This is a genomic window from Nocardioides nanhaiensis (assembly GCF_039542785.1).
Taxonomy (GTDB): Bacteria; Actinomycetota; Actinomycetes; order Propionibacteriales; family Nocardioidaceae; genus Nocardioides; species Nocardioides nanhaiensis.
Genome location: NZ_BAABIM010000002.1, coordinates 679128 through 694980, shown reverse-complemented (window position 1 = coordinate 694980; position 15853 = coordinate 679128). Strand labels below are relative to the sequence as shown.

15 protein-coding genes are annotated in these 15853 nt (G+C 73.5%); 10 read left to right on the top strand and 5 right to left on the bottom strand.

Annotated elements, in window-relative coordinates:
* Positions 1-42: 42 nt before the first annotated feature.
* The 8 genes from zwf (at position 43) to ABD948_RS11430 (ending at position 8709) form a co-directional block, all read left to right on the top strand.
* Entirely contained in the window at positions 43-1509 is a 1467-nt protein-coding gene (gene zwf / locus ABD948_RS11465; protein ID WP_345265837.1) for a glucose-6-phosphate dehydrogenase, read from the top strand.
* Entirely contained in the window at positions 1502-3406 is a 1905-nt protein-coding gene (locus tag ABD948_RS11460) for a glycoside hydrolase family 15 protein (RefSeq protein WP_345265835.1), read from the top strand. The genes zwf and ABD948_RS11460 overlap by 8 nt, the downstream gene beginning before the upstream one ends.
* Before the next feature lie 38 nt (positions 3407-3444).
* Positions 3445-4215 (top strand): hypothetical protein, encoded by a 771-nt coding sequence (locus ABD948_RS11455; protein WP_345265833.1) that lies wholly within the window; start codon positions 3445-3447, stop codon positions 4213-4215.
* A 134-nt stretch (positions 4216-4349) separates the two neighbouring features.
* Complete coding sequence (locus ABD948_RS11450) at positions 4350-4925, top strand: RNA polymerase sigma factor (protein ID WP_345265831.1); 576 nt, start codon at positions 4350-4352, stop codon at positions 4923-4925.
* The gene (locus ABD948_RS11445; RefSeq protein WP_345265829.1) at positions 4922-5767 is read left to right on the top strand and encodes an anti-sigma factor; all 846 of its coding nucleotides are present in this window, start codon (positions 4922-4924) and stop codon (positions 5765-5767) included. Before ABD948_RS11450 ends, ABD948_RS11445 begins: the two co-directional genes overlap by 4 nt.
* A gap of 67 nt (positions 5768-5834) precedes the next feature.
* Entirely contained in the window at positions 5835-6449 is a 615-nt protein-coding gene (locus tag ABD948_RS11440; protein WP_345265827.1) for a fasciclin domain-containing protein, read from the top strand.
* A 151-nt stretch (positions 6450-6600) separates the two neighbouring features.
* Positions 6601-7692 carry an acyltransferase family protein gene (locus tag ABD948_RS11435; protein ID WP_345265825.1) on the top strand — a complete coding sequence of 364 codons (1092 nt, stop codon included), beginning with the start codon at positions 6601-6603 and terminating at the stop codon, positions 7690-7692.
* Positions 7693-7827: 135 nt separating this feature from the next.
* The gene (locus ABD948_RS11430) at positions 7828-8709 is read left to right on the top strand and encodes a DUF559 domain-containing protein (protein ID WP_345265823.1); all 882 of its coding nucleotides are present in this window, start codon (positions 7828-7830) and stop codon (positions 8707-8709) included.
* 181 nt (positions 8710-8890) lie between these two features.
* Here ABD948_RS11430 and ABD948_RS11425 read toward each other — a convergent pair whose 3' ends face one another.
* Together ABD948_RS11425 and ABD948_RS11420 are read right to left on the bottom strand one after the other, a co-directional pair.
* Positions 8891-9610, bottom strand: a complete 720-nt coding sequence (locus ABD948_RS11425; RefSeq protein WP_345265821.1) for a TIGR03943 family putative permease subunit — start codon at positions 9608-9610, stop codon at positions 8891-8893.
* Positions 9595-10584 carry a permease gene (locus ABD948_RS11420; protein ID WP_345265819.1) on the bottom strand — a complete coding sequence of 330 codons (990 nt, stop codon included), beginning with the start codon at positions 10582-10584 and terminating at the stop codon, positions 9595-9597. The genes ABD948_RS11425 and ABD948_RS11420 overlap by 16 nt, the downstream gene beginning before the upstream one ends.
* 97 nt (positions 10585-10681) lie before the next feature.
* Here ABD948_RS11420 and ABD948_RS11415 point away from each other — a divergent pair, with 97 nt between their 5' ends.
* Positions 10682-11092 carry a Fur family transcriptional regulator gene (locus tag ABD948_RS11415; protein WP_345265817.1) on the top strand — a complete coding sequence of 137 codons (411 nt, stop codon included), beginning with the start codon at positions 10682-10684 and terminating at the stop codon, positions 11090-11092.
* Between the two features lie 10 nt (positions 11093-11102).
* Here the strand turns inward: ABD948_RS11415 and ABD948_RS11410 are convergent, their stop codons facing one another.
* The 3 genes from ABD948_RS11410 to ABD948_RS11400 form a co-directional block, all read right to left on the bottom strand.
* Positions 11103-12005 (bottom strand): oxygenase MpaB family protein, encoded by a 903-nt coding sequence (locus ABD948_RS11410; protein WP_345265815.1) that lies wholly within the window; start codon positions 12003-12005, stop codon positions 11103-11105.
* A 57-nt stretch (positions 12006-12062) separates the two neighbouring features.
* On the bottom strand, positions 12063-13700 hold the full coding sequence (locus tag ABD948_RS11405; protein ID WP_345265813.1) for a metallophosphoesterase family protein: 1638 nt from the start codon (positions 13698-13700) through the stop codon (positions 12063-12065).
* 75 nt (positions 13701-13775) lie between these two features.
* Entirely contained in the window at positions 13776-14591 is an 816-nt protein-coding gene (locus ABD948_RS11400; protein ID WP_345265811.1) for a putative protein N(5)-glutamine methyltransferase, read from the bottom strand.
* Positions 14592-14647: 56 nt separating this feature from the next.
* Here ABD948_RS11400 and ABD948_RS11395 point away from each other — a divergent pair, with 56 nt between their 5' ends.
* Complete coding sequence (locus tag ABD948_RS11395) at positions 14648-15847, top strand: oxidoreductase (protein WP_345265809.1); 1200 nt, start codon at positions 14648-14650, stop codon at positions 15845-15847.
* The last annotated feature ends 6 nt before the right edge of the window (positions 15848-15853 follow it).

Sequence of the window (15853 nt, the reverse complement as noted above, 5' to 3'; positions counted from 1 at the left end):
CCGAGCGCTCGTGGGGTAGCCCCGGATGGTTACCGGCCTGGAGTGACCTCCCACGAGAACACGACCACCGCCTCCACGAGCCCCGACGGGGAGTCCGACGTCGAGCCGCTGCCCCCCGTCGTGCTGGTGCTCTTCGGCGCGACCGGCGACCTCGCGAAGCGCAAGCTGCTGCCCGGGCTCTACCGGCTCCTGGCGGCCGGCCGGCTTCCGCGCGAGTGGGCGGTGGTGGGCAGCGGACGCCACGACCCCGAGGGCGACTACCGCGACCAGGTGCGTGAGGCCGTCACCGACTCCGTGGGCGACGAGCTCGACCAGGACCTGCTGGAGACGATGCTCGAGCGGATCCACTTCCAGACCTCCAACGCCGACGACGGCAGCGAGCTGGCGGCGATGGTGCAGCGCATCGAGGGCAACCTGGACGCCGAGGACGGCGAGGTGCGCCGGCTGGTCTACCTCTCGGTGCCGCCCGCCGCGATGGAGGACATGATCGCCATGCTGGGCCGTGAGGGCCTCACCGACCGCGCCCGGCTCGTCGTCGAGAAGCCGTTCGGCACCTCGCTGGAGGGCTCGCGCAGCCTGCAGACCCAGCTGGACGAGGTCGTGGACGAGGACCAGGTCTTCCGCATCGACCACTTCCTCGGCAAGGAGGCGGTGCAGAACATCCTGGCCCTGCGCTTCGCCAACGGGCTGCTGGAGCCGGCGTGGAACGCGGGCAACATCGACTCGGTGCAGATCGACGTGCCCGAGGAGCTGGGCCTGGAGGGCCGCGGCAGCTTCTACGAGGCCACCGGGTGCCTGCGCGACATGGTGAGCACCCACCTCGGGCAGCTGCTCGGCTTCGTCGCCCTCGACGACCCCGGCGCCATCGACGCCGAGAGGCTGCGCGACGCCAAGGCCACCGCGCTGCAGGCGGTGCGCCCGCTGACCAAGGACGACGTCGTCTTCGGCCAGTTCGAGGGCTACCGCGACGAGGAGGACGTCGACGACGACTCCCAGGTGGAGACCTTCGTGGCGCTGCGTGCCTTCGTGGACAACGACCGCTGGCGCGGCGTCCCGTTCTTCCTGCGGACGGGCAAGGCGATGGCGGCGACGGCGCGCTCCATCACCATCCGCTTCAACTCGCCCGACTCCGACCTCTTCGGTGGCGACGACGCGCTGCCCTGCCACAACGATCTGGTGCTCGACCTCACCGACGAGCCTCACGTGACCCTGGACCTGCGCGTCAAGCGCCCCGGTCCCGACCTCTCGCTCGGCCTGGCCACGATGACCTTCGACCTGGAGGAGCAGATGCCCGCCGCCGAGCCGCTGGAGGCCTACGAGCGCCTCCTGCTCGACGTGATGCGCGGTGACCAGACGCTGTTCACCCGCTCCGACGAGGTCGACCGGCTGTGGCAGGTGTGCCAGCCGGTGCTCGACGACCGGCCCGAGCTGCACTCCTACGAGCAGGGCTCGTGGGGTCCGCAGGTGGCGGTCGACATGGTGCCGGACGGCTGGCGCCTGCATGGCTGAGCACGCGGCGGGCTCGCCCGACGAGACCGCCGCCCGGCCGGCGGTCGCCATCGCCGACCACGGGCTGATCGGCGACCTGCGCACGTGTGCCCTGGTGGCGACCGACGGCACCATCGACTGGTTCTGCGCGGAGCGCTTCGACCAGCCCTCGGTGTTCGGTGCGCTGCTCCACGACCCCGAGCCCTCCGGTGACGAGACCGGTGACGGCGACGGCGCGGACCCCGACCACGCGGCCGGCGCGTGGCGGCTGGGGCCGGTCGACGGGGCGACCCGCAGCCACCAGTTCTACTTCCCCGACTCCGGCATCCTCGTGACCCGCTTCCACACCCAGGAGAGCGTCGCCGAGGTGCACGACTTCATGCCGGTGCTGCGCGCGCACGACGACGAGCACCGGCAACGCATCGTGCGCCGGGTCACCGCGGTGCGCGGCGCCACCACGATCGCGATGACGCTCACCGCCCGCCCCGACTACGGGCGGGAGGTGCCGAGCATCCACCGCACCGGCGAGGGGGTCGTCGTGGCCGGCGACGGCGTAAGGCTCGGCGTCACCTCCAGCCGCGACCTCGAGGTCGACGAGGAGGGCGGGCGCGTGCACGCGCGCGTCGAGCTGGAGCCGGGCGAGGAGGTGCTGTTCGTGCTGCACGTGCTGGGCGAGGGGGAGGACCCCGAGACCGAGGACTGCCAGGACACCACCCGGCTGTTCGAGCAGACCGCCGCGTTCTGGCGGGGCTGGCTGTCGCACTCCACCTACAAGGGGCGCTGGCGCGAGATGGTGCAGCGCTCGGCGATCACGCTCAAGATGCTCACCCACGAGCCGAGCGGCGCCATCGTGGCCGCCCCCACCACGAGCCTGCCCGAGGAGATCGGCGGCGGCCGCAACTGGGACTACCGCTACGTGTGGATCCGCGACGCCGCCTTCAGCCTCTACGCCCTGCTGCGGCTGGGGTTCCTCGACGAGGCGAAGGCCTTCATGCACTGGCTCTCCGAGCGGCTGGAGGCCACGGACGGCGAGGACGGGGAGCTGGGGCCGCTGCGGGTGCTCTACGACATCGACGGGCAGGTGCCGGTCACCGAGCACGAGCTGGAGCACCTGGCCGGCTACCGCGCCTCGCAGCCCGTGCGCGTGGGCAACGCCGCCGTCGACCAGCTGCAGCTGGACATCTACGGCGAGCTGATCGACTCGGTCTACCTGTTCAATAAGTACGGCACGGGCATCAGTCACCGCGCGTGGAGCGACCTGACCCGGATGCTCGACTGGCTGATGGAGCACTGGGAGCGCGACGACGCCGGCATGTGGGAGATCCGCGACGACCCGCGGGCCCACACCACCTCGCGACTGATGTGCTGGGTGGCGTTCGAGCGGATGATGCGCATGGCCCGCCAGCGCGGCCTCCCCGGGGACCTGGTGGCGTGGGGGGCCACCCGCGACGCCGTCTACCACCGGTTGATGGAGCGCAGCTGGAGCGAGGAGCACCAGGCCTTCATGCAGCACGAGGGCGCGGAGTCCCTCGACGCGGGCGTGCTGCTGATGCCGATGGTGAAGTTCGTGGCACCCGACGACCCGCGGTTCCTGGCGACGCTGGACGCGATCGAGCAGCGCCTGGTCACCGACAGCCTGGTGTTCCGCTACGACGTCGAGGCCTCCTCCGACGGCGTCGACGGCGGCGAGGGCACCTTCTCGCTGTGCTCGTTCTGGTACGTGGAGGCGCTGACCCGGGTCGGTCGCGTCGAGGAAGCGCGCCTGGCCCTGGAGAAGATGTTCACCTACGCCAACCACCTCGGGCTCTACGCCGAGCAGGTCGACCTCACCGGCGACCAGGTGGGCAACTTCCCCCAGGCCTTCACGCACCTGAGCCTGATCTCGGCCGCGCTGAACCTGGACCGGGCCCTGGGCTGAGCACCCCCGATCCGGGCGAGCGCGCCTACCCTGGGCGCATGTCGCTGACCTTCCCCGTCGTCCTGCCGGGGTTCGTCCCCTCCCGCCTCGTGGAGGTCCTCACCTTCCCGGTGCGTGCCGGCATCGCGTTCGGACAGGCCAGCATCGGGGTCGCCCAGCTGGTCAGCCCCGAGGGCCCCGCGCGGCTGCTCACGATGCTCAGCGCCGTGACCGCACCCGAGCGACCGCTGGGCAAGGCGCTCTCGCCGGGGGGCGTCGTCGACCGGCTGCTCGACGACGCCGGCGTGCTGGCGCGCCTGAGCCAGCCCGGCGGCGTGCTCGACCGGCTGATCGCCCCGGGCGGGCTGGTGGACCGGGTGCTCGCCAACGGCGGCACCGTGGACCGGCTGGTCGCGCCCGGCGGGCCGCTCGACCGGATCCTCGAGCCGGGCGGAGCGCTGGACCGCCTGCTCGAGCAGGAGGGTGCCATCGACCGGATGCTCGCCGAGGGCGGCGTGATCGACCGGCTGCTCGACAAGGAAGGGCTGATCGAGCAGCTCGTGGCCGAGGACGGCGTCATCGACCGGCTGGGGGAGCTGATGGTCAACATCGACCGGCTCGGGCCGGTGCTCGAGCAGCTGCACCCGATCATCGACGGCGTCCGCGAGGCGGCGGGCGGCATCGACGCCTCCGCGCGCGGGCTGGACCGCTCGGCGGGCGAGCTGGTGACCCTGCTGGGGCCGGTCTCCGACGTCGTCTCCCGGCTGCCGGGCGCGCGGCGGCGTCGTCCGACGGGAGCGGCCAGCGAGCTGCCCTCGCTGGGGCGCTGACGCCGGGACCCGCCTGAAATAAGGGCCCGGTACCCACCCGGCCGCCCGCTCACCTCGACGAGCTGTCGAGGAAAAACTCCAAGAATCTCGGCGCTCTGTGCAACCGCCGGCGGGGTCCACGCCGAAGTAGGGGCATGGACCTCGGTGAGTCGCTCGGCCACCGGCTCGTCGCCCAGGACGAGTCGGCACTCGCCGACGCCTACGCGGTCTACGCCCCCGCGGTGCTCGCCTACCTGCGCCGCTACGTGGGCCCCGACGAGGCCGAGGACGTCGCGCAGCGCACCTTCCTCGACGTCTGGCGCCACGCCGACCGCTACCGGCCCGAGCAGCGGTTCAGCAGCTGGCTGTTCACCCTGGCCCACCACCGCGCCGTCGACGCCCTGCGCGCGCGCCGCCACACCGTCGTCGACGTCGACACCCTGCGCGACCTGGTGGGCGAGGACGGCCGCGAGACCGCCGAGCGCCACGCCGAGGCCGCCGACCTGCACGCCGCGCTCGACGAGCTGCCCCTCGAGCAGCGCGAGGTGCTGCTGCTGGCCTACGTGGAGGACCTGACCCAGCGCGAGATCGCCGAGCGGCTCGGTGTCCCCCTCGGCACCGTGAAGGCCCGCGCCGCCCGCGGCACCAAGGCCCTGCGTGCGCTGATGACCCCCCGCTCCGACACCCCGACCGACACCCCGACCGATTCCGAGAGGTGGGACCCACGATGACCGAGCCCACCCGGCACCCCGACCTGGTCGCGCTGCTGCGCGGGCAGCTCACCCAGCCCGACGCGCTCGCGGCGGGTACCCACCTGGAGACGTGTGCCGCGTGCCGCGAGGCCCTCGTGGACGCCGCCGTCACCCACGGGCTGATGACCCGTGCCGTCGCCACCACCGGGCGCTTCCTGCTGGGCGAGCGCCCTGAGGGCCCCGGCACGGCCGACGCCCCCGGTGAGACGGCCACCCCGATCCCCCCGGTCGCGACGGAGCCGCCCCCGGCGCGGCCCGAGCCCGCGACGCCGCCGACGTCCCGCCGCCCACCGGTCCCCCCGCCGGTGCGCGGACGGCGTCGTCGCACCACGCTCGCGGTCGCCGCCGCGACCCTGGTGGTGCTCGGCGCGGCCGGGGGCCTGGCCGCCTCCCGCCTGCTCGGCGACGACCGGGCCGACGGCGGCAGCGTCGTCGCCCCGGCCCCGTCCGACCAGCCGTCCGACCAGCCCACCACCCCGGTGGTGCCGACGACCGCGCCGGCCACCACGACCCTGGACCCGGTCCGGGGCAACGGCACCGGGTCGCTGTGGCTGACGCCGCACGACGGTGTGGCCGAGCTGACGCTGCGCACCGCGGGCATGCCGGCCGCGGGGGCGCGCGAGTACTACTACGCCTGGCTGATCGACGCCGCCGGCAACCGGCTCCTGCCGCTGGGGCAGGTGGCCTCGGGCGGCACCACCACCTTCGAGGTCGACCCCGCCGTGCTCGCGCAGTACGCGCTGGTCGACGTCAGCCTCGAGCGCGACGACGGCGACCCGGGGCACTCCGCCGACTCGCTGCTGCGCGGCGTGCTCGCCTGAACCCCACTGACCACCGGCCCCCACCAGACCTCCGGGAGAACCTCGGAGCACCACAAGGAGGAAGTTGATGAAGAAGAAGCTCGCTGCCGGACTCGTCGCCTCGGCCCTGGCGGTCACCACGCTCGGTGCCACCGCGCCCGCGCAGGCCGCGCACGGCACCAAGAGCCTGGCGTCCGTGCTCGCCGCCGAGGGCACCAGGTTCGACAAGAACCCGCGCGACTACGACATCACCGAGGCCGCCGTGCTGGCCGTGCTGGACGCGAAGCCGAACAGCCCCGTCAAGATCCTCACCCAGGGCAGCAAGAAGGCCACCGCCTTCATCCCGAGCGACGTCGCCTTCCAGCGCCTGGTCGCCAGCCTGACCGGCAGCCGTCCCGCCACCGAGCGGGCCACCTTCAACGCGGTCGCAGGACTGGGCATCGACACCGTCGAGACCGTGCTGCTCTACCACGTGATCCCGAACAAGACCCTCAACTCCCCGCAGGTGCTCGCGGCCCGGGGCACGCGCGTGAAGACCGCGCAGGGCGGCACGATCCGCGTCACCGTGAAGAAGGGCCGGGTGATCCTGGGCGACCTGGACCGCAACGCCGTCAACCCCACGGTGAGCGTGCTCGACATCAACCGCGGCAACCGCCAGGTGGGTCACGGCATCAACCGCGTGCTGCGCCCCCTCGACCTCTGAGCGAGCACGCCGGCTCCCGCAGCCGCCCCTGAACCCCGGGCGGTCGGTGTCCCCCAGGACACCGGCCGCCCGGTTCTGCGTCCTGGTCTCGATCCGGTCACGACCGGGTCGGTGCGCGAACCGGGTGCAGCCGCCCGGCGTCGCACCGGGCATGGAGACGACCGCCCCGACCCGTGGCGCCGGTGCCCGGCTGCCCTGGCCCGACGTCGCCAAGGGCCTGTGCATCCTGCTCGTGGTGCTGCACCACGTCACCAAGTACTACGCCGCCCACCTGCCGCCCGACCTCGTGGCCGCCGGCACCGTCTGGGCCGCGGTCTCGGCCGGCCTCAAGCCGGTGCGGATGCCGCTGTTCTTCCTGATCAGCGGTTGGTTCGCCGCGCGCGCGATCCACCGCCCGTGGGGCGAGCACCGCCGTCGCCTGGTCGGCGGCTTCTACCTCTACGCCGTGTGGCTGCTGCTCTACTGGCCCGTCTACGCCGTCGAGCGCACCATCGACGCCAACCGCACCGACGGCCCGCTCGACCTGCTCGGCGAGCTGGTGTGGGCCGCCACCAGCATGTGGTTCCTCTACGCGCTGGTGCTCTACTTCGTGCTCGCCCGCGCCCTGCGGCAGCTGCCACCGGCGGTGGTGCTGGCCGCGGCCGCCTCGCTCTCGCTGTGCGCCTCCTGGCTGCCGTTCGAGGAGACCAACCGCGTCTCGGTGCTCTTCCACTTCACCTACTTCGCCCTGGGCGCCTACCTGCCGCGTCTCGTGGACCGGCTGGCCGCCTCACCCGTGCCCGTGCGGGTGCTGCTGCCTGCCTTCGTGCTGCTCTCCGGGGTGCTGCAGGTCCTCGGTGTCCCGCGCAGCGTGGAGCTGGTCGTCCTCAGTCTGGTCGGCATCCCGCTCGGCGTGCGGGTCGCCGTGCGCCTGGGCTCGGGCCCGGTGGCCTCGCTGCTCGGCTGGCTGGGGCGTCGCACGCTCCGCGTCTACGTGCTGCACATGGCCGTGCTCGCCGTCGTGGTGCACCTGCCCGTGCCGGCCTTCCCGGCACCGGCCCTGGTGGTGCTGCCCTTCGCCGTCACCGGCGCCATCGTGCTGGCGTGCCTGGTGCTCCACGCGACCCTCGTGCGCCTGGGCGCCGGGTGGCTCTTCGAGGCCCCCGCGTGGGTGGTCGGACGTCGTGCCGTGCCGGCGATGTCGGTCGGCTCCGCCACCGCGCTGCAGGCCGTCCGGGTCGACCCGCTGCGTCGGCTGTGGTGAGGGGCACGCTGGTCGAGGTGTGAGAAGCACAGCCGACGAGCCACGAGACCCGGTGAAACCGAGCGCCCTCCCGTCCTCTGGGCCCCTGTGGAGGACCGGTTGCCGCGAGGTCTCCTCGGCGTGAGGCTGTCGGGCATGTCGGTCCTGGAGCACCTCGAGGGCCTGGGTGGTGTGGCGCGACGCGCCTCGCTGCTCGGTCTCGTGGAGCGCGCCGACCTCGAGCGCGGCGTGCGGGTGGGCGACGTCGTCCGCGACGCGAGGGGACGCTACGCGCTGCCCGGTGCCGAGCAGGCAGTGCGCACGGCAGCCTCCCTGGGCGGGGTCCTGTGCCTGACGAACGCGGCCCTGCACCACGGGTGGGCCGTCAAGGCCGTGCCCGCCGTACCGCAGGTGATCGTGAGCCGCGGCCGCACCGTCCGAGGTGCCCGCCGAGCGATCGTGCACCGGGCGGAGCTGACGCCGGCGGAGGTCGACGGGCACTGGACCTCGCAGGAGCGGACGCTCCAGGACTGCCTGCGCCGGCTGCCGTTCGACGAGGCGCTCAGCGTGGCCGACTCGGCGCGCCGTGAGGGCGTGGGGCAGCGCGTGCTCGACCGGCTGGCGGCAGACGCCCGAGGTCCTGGCTCGCGGCAGCTCAAGCAGGTCGCCGCCCTGTGCACCCCGCTGGCCGCCAACCCGTTCGAGTCCGTCGCCCGGGCGATCGCGCTCGACGTCCCCGGCCTGCGGGTCCGTCCGCAGGTGGTGCTCGAGGGTCTGGGCTACCGGCCCGACCTCGTGGACGAGCACCTCCGCCTGGTCATCGAGTGTGACTCCTTCGAGTGGCACGGCAAGCGGTCTGCCCTGGAGCGCGACGCCCGCCGCTACAACGACATGGTCGTCGGGGGCTGGCTCACCCTGCGCCTGGTCCACGCCGACGTGATGCACCGCCCCGAGGCAGTGCGCCGGACGCTCCTGGCTGCGGTGGCGCACGCCGAACTGATGAACAAAGGGCTCTCCGCCCTGGCCGCTGCCGCCTGAGATCGTGCCGGAGAGGGTCGTTCGTTCATAGGTTCGGCGAGGTGCTCGACCTCGGGCGCGCTCCGTGAGCTGGCGGGTTTCGACTCGCCCGTCGCGGCCTCGCGAGCTCAGCCGCGGGGCTCGCTCAACCTCGTCTCGCTCGTGCCTGACCTCGTTCCTCGGTCAGTCACGGCTCGCTTGATCACTCGTAGGTCTGGCGGGGCTTCTCGATCTGCTCGAGCGTCTCGACGGCGATCTCGGGGTCCTGGCCGAACTGGGTGCCGGTGCCGGGCACGTAGCTGCCGGTCACGGTGACCCACTGGTCCTCGGCGGGCACCTCGTCTACCGATCCCTCCTCGACGGCGACGCGGAAGGCGCGGGCGTCGGCGGCGCAGCAGCCGAGGGTGAGGCGGGTGACGTACCAACCGGCGTCGTCGGTGGTCACGAAGCCGGTGAGCTCGATGGTGCGCTCGGCCATCGACTGCCCGCCGCTCTGCGCGCGCCACACGTACTCCTGCAGCGGCATGGTGGTGGTGGCGCCCTGCTCGAGGTCGGCGACGACGGCGGGCTCGGCGGCGGCCGCCTGGTTGAGCCGGCGCTCGGCGAGGTAGGAGCCCAGGGCGGGCGGGCTGATGACGAAGGTGATCAGGCCGGGCAGCACCAGCAGCCAGGTGACGCGGGGGACCCGGTGGCCGTGCCCCTCGCCGTCACCGTCGGCGTGCGCGTGGCCGTCGTCGTCGGGGTCGAGGAAGATCGGTCCGATGGCGAGCAGGATCATCACGACGCCGCTGACCAGCACCGGCCACTTCATCCACTCGGTGACGTAGCGCAGGTAGGCGTCGCTGAGCGAGAGGCGCAGCAGCACCGTGCCGAGGAAAGCCAGCAGCAGGCCCTGGGTCTGGCGGGTCACAGGAGCCACCATCCCACGAGGCTGGCCACGACCATGGCGGTGCCGATCACCACCGGCACGAACTGGCGGGCGAAGGGCACCCCGAAGGTGCCGGCCTCCATGGCGGCGAGCTTGATGTCCATCGCGGGCCCGACGACGAGGAAGACGAGCTTGGCCGTGTCGGAGAACGCGGTGAAGCTGGCGGCGACGAAGGCGTCGGTCTCCGAGCACAGCGCGACGATGAAGGCGAAGAACGCCATGGTCACGATGCCGACGAGCGCCTGGCCGGCGAGCGTGTCGAGCACCGCGGGCGGCACGAAGGAGTTGACCGCGGCCGCGATCATGCCGCCGAGCACCAGGAAGCCCGAGGCGTGCAGGAAGTCGTGGCGCACGGTGGCCACGAACCGCTCGCGCTTGCTGGCGGTGGCGTCGAGCGCGGGGGCGCGGTTCATGATCGGCAGGCGACCGGTGCGCGAGAGCACCCACCACCCCACGAGCACCGCGGTGCTGAACGAGGCCACGAAGCGGGCCACCCACATCAGCGGGGTGTCGGGGAACGCGACGGCGGTGGCCACCAGCACCACCGGGTTGACGGCGGGGGCGGCCAGCAGGAACGTGAGCGCGACGGCGGGGGCGACGCCGCGCCGCATCAGGCTGCCGGCGATCGGCACCGCCGCGCACTCGCAGCCGGGCAGCCCGATGCCGGCCATGCCGGCCACCGGCACGCCCAGCGAGGGGCGCTTGGGCACCACCCGCTGCAGCACGCGCTCGCTGAGCAGGATCGAGATGAACGCCGAGAGCACCACGCCGGCCACCAGGAACGGCGTGGACTGGATGACGATCGCGACGAAGATCGTGCTCCAGGTCTGCAGGGTCGGCACGTCGAGCAGCGGCGCGATCCAGCGACCGCCCAGGAGCACCGCCAGCACGCCGAGCGCGACGATCTCGGGCTGACCGATGGCGCGGCGGCGCGCCTGCCGCGGTGGCCGGGTGGTCGAGTCGGTCATCGGGGTCCTGTCGGCAGGGTGCAGCTGGAGGTGACAGTCATTATCAACATGCTGCGGCGCCGCTGGGCAACCGGCGCGCCCGGGTACCCTGGCCGCCGTGAGCAGCTCTCCCGACGTCGCACCCGCCCAGCGCTCCACGCGCCAGCGCCGGGCCGTCTCGGCGCAGCTCGCCGCCTCCGACGACTTCCGCAGCGCCCAGGACATCCACGAGGCGCTGCGCCGCGAGGGGGAGGCCGTCGGCCTGGCCACGGTCTACCGCGCGCTGCAGGCGCTGGCCGACGCCGGCGAGGTGGACGTGCTCAACCATGCCGGCGAGGCCGTCTACCGCCGCTGCAGCGAGACCCACCACCACCACCTGGTGTGCCGCCAGTGCGGTGCCACCGTCGAGATCGAGGGCCCGGCCGTCGAGCGGTGGACCACCGCCACCGCCCAGCAGCACGGCTACGCCGAGGTCAGCCACACGCTCGAGCTGTTCGGGCTCTGCCCGGCCTGCCAGCGCGCCGGCTGAGGCCGAGGGCTCACACCCCGACGGACTCCCGCCGGGGAGCCGCGGCGTGCGGCACCGGGCACCCGGGTGCGGCAGCGAAGGAGCCCATTGCACCGAGGTCGTAGCCCTGCGGATAGCTGCGCACGCCCGGCAGGTCGGCGGTGTACTTCGGACGGCGGCGGGCCGGCGCGGCGCGCAGCGCCACCGCCCGCGCCTTGAGCGCGGCACGCGCGGCCGCCTGGACGGCGGGTGAGGGCTCCTCGTAGCCCAGGGCGTCGAGCAGCGGGCGGTCCATCAGGGCGCGGGCGAAGACCTCGGCGGGCGCGGCGGCGACGGAGGGGTAGAAGGTCTGCATCAGGCCCAGGGTGGCATCGGCGACGCGCCGCGAGCCCGGGTGGAAGGCGAAATGCTCGGCCTCGTAGGAGTCCATCAGGTCGGAGAACTCCTGGTAGGTGGCCGGGATGTCGGTGATGGCCATGTGCCGGCCCAGCGTGCGGTAGTACTCCACGCTGGCGCGCACCTCGCCGTCGGTGAAGCGGCGCCAGCCGAAGTCGTCGTTCCAGCGCTTGGGCACCACCACGAAGGTGGAGAGCACGTAGCGGAAGTCGTCCTGGCTGATGTCGTAGAGGCGGTGCATCTGGTTGATCCGCCGGACGGCGACGCGCCCGGCGTCGCTGTCGAACCCGTGCACCAGCGGTGCCTCGAGCAGCAGACCGGTGTCGTCGTAGCGCTTCTGCACACGGCCGGTGAACTCACCGGTGCGGTCGAGCAGGTCGCCGATCGAGGGCACCGCGTAGGTGCGGAACAGCGCGAAGCTGAGCGCCTGGTTCATGTCCCACGGGAACTCGTGCAGCACCAGGGTGCGGTAGATCTCGCGAGCGTTGGCCACGGGGTCGAGCAGGGCGTTGCGGCGGGCCCAGTAACGACGGTTCATCGGTGCTCCTTCGCTGTGCTGCTCTGTGCTGCTGCTCTGCTGCTCTGCTGCCGGGGGTCAGTCCACCGGCTGCAGGATCCCGCTCTGCCTGGTCAGGTCGCCGTCGGGGAGCAGGATCCCGGTCCCGATGGTGAACGGATCTGGGTCCACGCGCAACCGTGCGGGCATGCCCGCCGGCCGGGTCTCCCACAACCGGACGCCGTTGCGCGCCTCGCCGCGGACGGCGTCGTAGTCGCGCAGCGAGACCCACGCGAAGTCGTCGGTGAAGTCGAGCACGAGCGCCGTCGTCAGGCCGTACTGGAAGGCGCCGCCGTGGGCGATCTGGGTGACGCCGTCGGCCTCGCTCGCGGTCGTGGCGTGCACCTCGCCGGCCAGGTAGAGGTCGACGCCGTAGCGCTTGAACGTGCGCCACAGCTCCGAGCGGCGACCGCCCTCGTAGTGCAGGCCGCTGGAGCCCTTGGTGCGCACCGGCCACAGGATCGGGGTGTGGCCCTGGACGACGATCCAGCGCACCCGGTCGCGCTCGGCGCGACGCAGCACCTGCTTGAGCCAGCGCATCTGCTGGTCGTCGAGCCTCACGCGCGAGCGCTGCGGGGTGATGTCGAAGACGTTGAGGGTGACCAGCTGGACGTCGGGGCGGGGCCGCATCGCGTAGGCAGAGGTGCGGTGCACGCCGCGGGGTCGGCTCACCCGGACGCCGTCGAAGCGGGTGCGGGCCGTGCGCTCGGGCAGCTTGCCGAGGTGGCGGGCGTAGGCGCCCTCGAACGAGCGGGCGAGGCCGCCCTTGCGCGCCGGCCAGGGGTCGTCGCCGTACTCGTGGTCGCCCATGGCGGTGAGCACGTCGAGGTTGCGCTCGCGGAACCGCTCCAGCCACTGGGGGTAGTAGGTGGCGGCGGCGCGCTTGAGCGCGGCACGGCGCTGCGCAGCGGTCTTCACGGGGCCGAAGGTGCCCGACTCGGCGGGGTCGGTGCCCCACCAGCCGTCGACCATGTCGCCGGCCACCAGCACGGCGTCGGGCCGCAGCGACTGCCAGTCGTCGAGCACGGTGTCGAGGGCGCGGCGGTAGTCACCGTTGATCGAGTTGGGGTGACGCCGCGGAGTCCAGCGGGCGGGGGTGTCGCGCAGGTCGCCCACGTCGGCGTTGAGGAAGTCGGGGCTGGAGACCAGCCGCAGCCGCGAGGCGGGCAGGTCGCGGCCCGGCAGCACCAGCCGCCGGCCCAGCGAGCTGGTGCCCGCGCGGGAGGTGACGGTGCCGTCGACGGTCCGCCCCGCCGGTGCCACGACGAGCCCGGTCAGGGTGATCCGGCGGGTGCGGCTGGCCTCGCGCACCCAGCAGTGCAGGGTCTCGACGCTCGCCGAGAGCCGCGAGCGGACGTTGAGCGTGGAGCTGGGCATGCAGCCGTCGGGGACGTCGAGGAAGCGGGCGCCGTCGAGGTCGACGCGCAGCACCTGCCTGGGCCCGGGCGGCACCTCGAGCTGCGCCACCACCGGTGCCAGGTGGGTGGCGGTGGCGCCGCCGTCGCTCCACCGGGCGGTGGTGGGTGCGGCCGCCGCCTGCTGCTGCTCGACCGCCGAGCCTGTGGAGACCACCGGCGCGTAGCCGGTGAGCAGCGCGGTGCCGGCCAGCACGGCCGCGAACCTCAGGCGGGGGGCCCGGCCACGGCGGCCACGGTGGCGCGCGTCGGGGCGCGTCATGGCGCGTCGTCGCAACTCATGGGAGGTCCTCCGGGGGCCCGCGCTCGGGAGCAGGGTGTGGCGGGTGCGGTGAGTCTACGGGCGACCGGGCGCCGCGTGGGCCCGGACGGCGAACCCGTCGACCTCGGGATCCTCCAGCTGGTCGACGGCGAGCCCGGCGGCCTGGAGCAGCGCGGTGGTCGCTGCGCGCTGGTGACGCCCGGTCTCGAGCAGCAGGACGCCGTCCGGCGCGAGCCAGGCCGCGACGTCGCCCGCCAGGCGTCGCTGCACCGCGATCCCGTCGGCGCCGCCGTCGAGGGCGAGCCGTGGCTCGTGGTCACGTGCCTCCGGCGGCATGGTGGCGATCGCGGTCGTGGGCACGTAGGGCGCGTTGACGACGAGCACCCGCACGCGCCCGCGCAGGCCGCCCGGGAGCGCGGCGAGGAGGTCGCCCTCGTGCACCCGCGTCGGCGTCAGGTTGCGGCGGGCGCAGGCGACCGCGGCCGGGTCGAGGTCGGCGGCGTGCACCTCGGCGTGCGGCACGCGGCGCTGCACCAGCGCGCCCAGCGCGCCACTGCCGCAGCACAGGTCGACGACGACCGGCGCGTTGCGGGGGTGCCCCGCGTGCCGCAGCTCCGCGACGGCGGCGCGCACCAGCAGCCGGCTGCGCTGCCGCGGCACGAAGACCCCGGCGTCGACCAGCACCCGCTCGCCGTCGAGCTCGGCCCAGCCCAGCAGGTGCTCCAGCGGCTCGCCCGCGGCGCGTCGGCGCACCAGCGCGGCGCGCGCGGCGCCGTCGGCCTCGTGGGCGTGCAGCGCCGCGGCCTCCTCCTCGGCGAACACGCACCCCGCGGCCCGCAGCACCGCCACGGTGCGCTCCTGCTCGCGTCCCGGCCCTCCCACCTCGCCCACGCCCTGATGCTCCCAGGCGGCTCGGCACCAGAACTAGAACGCGTTACAGTTCTGCGATGACCGAGATCCCCGACGTCTTCGCGCCCGCCACCCTGGGTCCGGTGCGGCTGCGCAACCGCACGGTGAAGGCGGCGACCTTCGAGGGGCGCACCCCGCATGGGCAGGTGACCGACGAGCTCGTCGAGTACCACCTCGCCGTCGCCCGCGGCGGCATCGGCCTGACCACGGTCGCGTACCTCTCCGTCGCTCCCGAGGGGCGCACGCACCGCGAGCAGATCGTCGTCGGTGAGCACGCGCTGGCCGGGCTCAGCCGGCTGACCGAGGAGGTTCACGCCACCGGTGCGGCGATCGCGGGGCAGGTGGGGCACGCCGGACCGGTGGCCAACGGGCGCTCCAACGGCGCGCGGGCGCTGGCGGCGTCACGGATGCCCAGCCCGCTCTCGATGCAGATGATCCGCTCGGCCTCCGAGCGCGACCTGACCCGCGTCACCCGCGACTACGTGGCCGCCGCGCGACTGCTGGTGCGCGCCGGCTTCGACGTGCTCGAGCTGCACATGGCGCACAGCTACCTGATCTCCTCCTTCCTCGCGCCCGGCCTCAACCGCCGCCGCGACCGGTGGGGCGGGTCGCTGGAGAACCGGGCGCGGCTGGCGCGGCAGGTGGCGCGGGCGGTGCACGAGGAGGTCGGCGGCGAGGTGGCGCTGACGGCGAAGCTGAGCCTCTCCGACGGCTTCGCGGGCGGCGTCACGACCGAGGAGGGTCTCGAGGTCGCGGCGCTGCTGGAGGCCGACGGGCACCTCGACGCGCTGCAGCTCAGCGGCGGCTCCTCGCTGATGAACCCCATGTACCTCTTCCGCGGCGGCGCCCCGGTGGCGGAGTTCGCCGCCTCCATGCCGCTGCCGGTGCGGCTGGGCATGCGCACGCCGGTGGGGCGCTCGTTCCTCAAGGAGTACCCGTTCGAGGAGGGCTACTTCCTGCCCAAGGCGGTGCGGTTCCGCGAGCGGCTGCGGATGCCGCTGATGCTGCTCGGCGGCATCAACACCCTGGCCACCATGGAGCAGGCGATGGCCGACGGCTTCGACTTCGTGGCGATGGGTCGTGCGGTGCTGCGCGAGCCCGACCTGGTCAACCGCCTGGCGGCCGGCCGCGCCACCGCCGGTGTCTGCATCCACTGCAACCGCTGCATGCCCACCATCTACACCGGCACCCGCTGCCCGCTGGTGACCCCGGAGCCGCTGACCATTGCCGCCAGGTAGAACGTG

What these genes read in the sequence shown, in the direction of transcription:
- ABD948_RS11460 (WP_345265835.1), top strand. Translation starts at nt 1,502, where the DNA reads ATGGCTGAGCACGCGGCGGGCTCGCCCGACGAGACCGCCGCCCGGCCG.
- ABD948_RS11455 (WP_345265833.1), top strand. Translation starts at nt 3,445, where the DNA reads ATGTCGCTGACCTTCCCCGTCGTCCTGCCGGGGTTCGTCCCCTCCCGC.
- ABD948_RS11450 (WP_345265831.1), top strand. Translation starts at nt 4,350, where the DNA reads ATGGACCTCGGTGAGTCGCTCGGCCACCGGCTCGTCGCCCAGGACGAG.
- ABD948_RS11445 (WP_345265829.1), top strand. Translation starts at nt 4,922, where the DNA reads ATGACCGAGCCCACCCGGCACCCCGACCTGGTCGCGCTGCTGCGCGGG.
- ABD948_RS11440 (WP_345265827.1), top strand. Translation starts at nt 5,835, where the DNA reads ATGAAGAAGAAGCTCGCTGCCGGACTCGTCGCCTCGGCCCTGGCGGTC.
- ABD948_RS11435 (WP_345265825.1), top strand. Translation starts at nt 6,601, where the DNA reads ATGGAGACGACCGCCCCGACCCGTGGCGCCGGTGCCCGGCTGCCCTGG.
- ABD948_RS11430 (WP_345265823.1), top strand. Translation starts at nt 7,828, where the DNA reads ATGTCGGTCCTGGAGCACCTCGAGGGCCTGGGTGGTGTGGCGCGACGC.
- ABD948_RS11425 (WP_345265821.1), bottom strand. Translation starts at nt 9,610, where the DNA reads ATGGTGGCTCCTGTGACCCGCCAGACCCAGGGCCTGCTGCTGGCTTTC.
- ABD948_RS11420 (WP_345265819.1), bottom strand. Translation starts at nt 10,584, where the DNA reads ATGACCGACTCGACCACCCGGCCACCGCGGCAGGCGCGCCGCCGCGCC.
- ABD948_RS11410 (WP_345265815.1), bottom strand. Translation starts at nt 12,005, where the DNA reads ATGAACCGTCGTTACTGGGCCCGCCGCAACGCCCTGCTCGACCCCGTG.
- ABD948_RS11405 (WP_345265813.1), bottom strand. Translation starts at nt 13,700, where the DNA reads ATGACGCGCCCCGACGCGCGCCACCGTGGCCGCCGTGGCCGGGCCCCC.
- ABD948_RS11395 (WP_345265809.1), top strand. Translation starts at nt 14,648, where the DNA reads ATGACCGAGATCCCCGACGTCTTCGCGCCCGCCACCCTGGGTCCGGTG.